A 2,276-nucleotide genomic window follows, 5' to 3' on the forward strand; every position below is an offset into this window, starting at 1 on the left:
TGCGTGCGGCTCTGCTGGTTGAAAGTTTAGGGGAGGTGACCCGGCCGGATGTGGTCGGGATCACGAGATTATCCAGTACGTCAAATCCGGATCGTGATCCACGTTACTACAATTAGTACATGAGTGTAATACTTTTCCGGACTGTTTCTGCCGCGCGTGATCGAGGGCAGGGTCCACGGGGCGACCTCCATGGGGCGAGCTTGGGCGCCCACGCCGTGGCTGACGACAATATTCGTCATCTGGCTTAGGGTTGTGGAGCACTCCCCGCGTAACCCTGAACGGCAGCATTCACAATGCGTTGCCCCGATAGTCTTGAGGAGCCCTCTCATGGACACTCCCGATGCCTCTGCATCCTCTCCCTTGGACCACCGGGGATCGTCCCGAATAGACGCCGCGGCAGCCGCGCAGGTTGAGGCAGCCCGGCGCGAACTGCAGGATTCCGCGACCAGCGGCGTTCAGGACCTCGGCGACGCCGCACAGTCCTTGACCCCCGCAATCAGTCCTTGGTCGGACTCCCTGGGCCGGGCCGGCTCCCGAGCCGCCCAGATCGTACTCATCGCCGCCGTGGTGGCGGGCTTGTTATGGGTGCTGCTTCGGGTCAAGGTGGTCATCATTGCGCTGCTCGTGGCCCTTATCCTCGCCTCGGCAGTGGGGCCGGTCGTGAAGTGGCTCGAGCGTAAGGGCTGGTCCAATTTACTCGCGACCCTGGCCGCGTTCTTGGGGATCCTCACCTTGGTAGGGCTCATCCTGACCGGCATCGTCTACTCCGTTCTGAGCGAGTGGGACACCCTGGCCAGCCAGGCGGAACAGGGCTGGAACGAACTGCAGCGGTTCATCACCTCCGGCCCCATACCCATCGACACCGCCACCATTGACGCTGCGGCTCGCCAGGCCGGTGAATTCATTTCCAGCGGAAGTCTTGCCGGTGGTGCCCTGAGCGGTATCAGTGCGGCCACGCAGTTCGTCACCGGGGCGGTGCTCATGGTGGTGGTGTTGTTCTTCTTCCTCAAGGACGGGGAGAAGATGTGGAACTTTGCGCTGCGGTGGACCCGGGGCGAACGCCGGGCCAAACTGGCCGAATCGGTTGACCGCAGTTCCGAGGTGCTGGGTGGTTACGTGCGCGGCACCGCAATGGTCGCCCTGGTCGATGCCGTGTTCATTGGCGCGTTCCTCTTGATCTTCGGTGTTCCGCTGGCCATTCCTCTGGCGGTCATCGTGTTCATCACCGCGTTTATCCCCGTGGTGGGCGCGACACTCGCGGGCATTCTGGCGGCGTTGGTGGCCCTGGTCACCAACGGTCCCGTGATCGCCCTGGCCCTGGTGGCGTGGATCATCGTGGTCAACCAGGTGGAAGGAAATATTCTTCAGCCGGTGATCATGGGCCGCACCCTGAGTCTGCATGCGCTGGTCATCCTGCTGGCCTTGACCGTGGGCACCTTGGTGGGGGGTATCTTCGGGGCCATCCTTGCCGTGCCGTACACGGCTCTGGCGTGGGCGGTCATCCAGGTGTGGGCCAAGGGTTATCAGGCCGGGCACGATCCGGTGCTGGGGGACGACCCGCTCAACGCCAAGGACCGCGCCGAGGCCAAGGCCACCATGGCCCAGCGGTGGAAATACCAGCGTATGCGCTTGGAACAACTGCGCCCTCGAAAACTGGGGGCCACCCAGAACGACGCGGAAGCCGCCGAGGAGCAGGACTCGGAGACCAAGCACTCCTTGTGAAGAGCTGCGGGCACACTGGCCCGTTAAAAGCACGCCTATCAAAGCGTGCCCAATGGACGGGTCAGGGGTCCATAACCCTGGTCCCTCCCGGAGAAAGGACACACCATGAATGAACCGCAGGCACTGGCCGAGGCCGAGACCTATCTGATCCACGTGCTGGAAACTTCCAACCCGCCGCGCGACGTGAGCAAGTTCGACATCACCGCGGCCGCCCGGGATTTCCACGAAATCACCGGTGGCTGGGATGTCCGAGGCGCCGAGACCGCCGTTGTGGAGGATGTCCTCACGCGACACGGCAAATAGCGGTCGAGCGCGGCCCCGCTGCATACTGGCGGCGGGGGTCAATGCCGCTGATGGCGCCCCTCGCGATGAAAACCGCACCGCACGGAGTACGCGTGGTGGCTACCGCCCCGATTGGCTTTCTCGCTTCCGACCAAACCCCTCAAATCACGGGAAGCGTCCTGCAGTGGGCGGTGACGATCAGGGATGGGTGACACACGTCATGGTGTGATCGGAGTTTGTCCTGACGGCATTCAGCCACACCCGGCCCTCCC

Annotated in this window: 2 protein-coding genes; both read left to right on the plus strand. The window is 63.4% G+C overall.

What is annotated here, in order from left to right; genetic code table 11:
* Positions 1-327 precede the first annotated feature (327 nt).
* Positions 328-1,722: an AI-2E family transporter gene (locus tag Q4E95_RS12955; RefSeq protein ID WP_303383695.1), complete on the plus strand. Its 1,395-nt coding sequence runs from the start codon at positions 328-330 to the stop codon at positions 1,720-1,722.
* Positions 1,723-1,827: 105 nt separating this feature from the next.
* Positions 1,828-2,025: a hypothetical protein gene (locus Q4E95_RS12960; protein ID WP_303383696.1), complete on the plus strand. Its 198-nt coding sequence runs from the start codon at positions 1,828-1,830 to the stop codon at positions 2,023-2,025.
* Positions 2,026-2,276 lie beyond the last annotated feature (251 nt).

Origin of the sequence: Kocuria sp. (assembly GCF_030536815.1) — a bacterium.
Taxonomy (GTDB): Bacteria; Actinomycetota; Actinomycetes; order Actinomycetales; family Micrococcaceae; genus Kocuria; species Kocuria gwangalliensis.

Coding starts and splice junctions, on each gene's coding strand:
- Q4E95_RS12955 (WP_303383695.1), top strand. CDS start 328: ATGGACACTCCCGATGCCTCTGCATCCTCTCCCTTGGACCACCGGGGA.
- Q4E95_RS12960 (WP_303383696.1), top strand. CDS start 1,828: ATGAATGAACCGCAGGCACTGGCCGAGGCCGAGACCTATCTGATCCAC.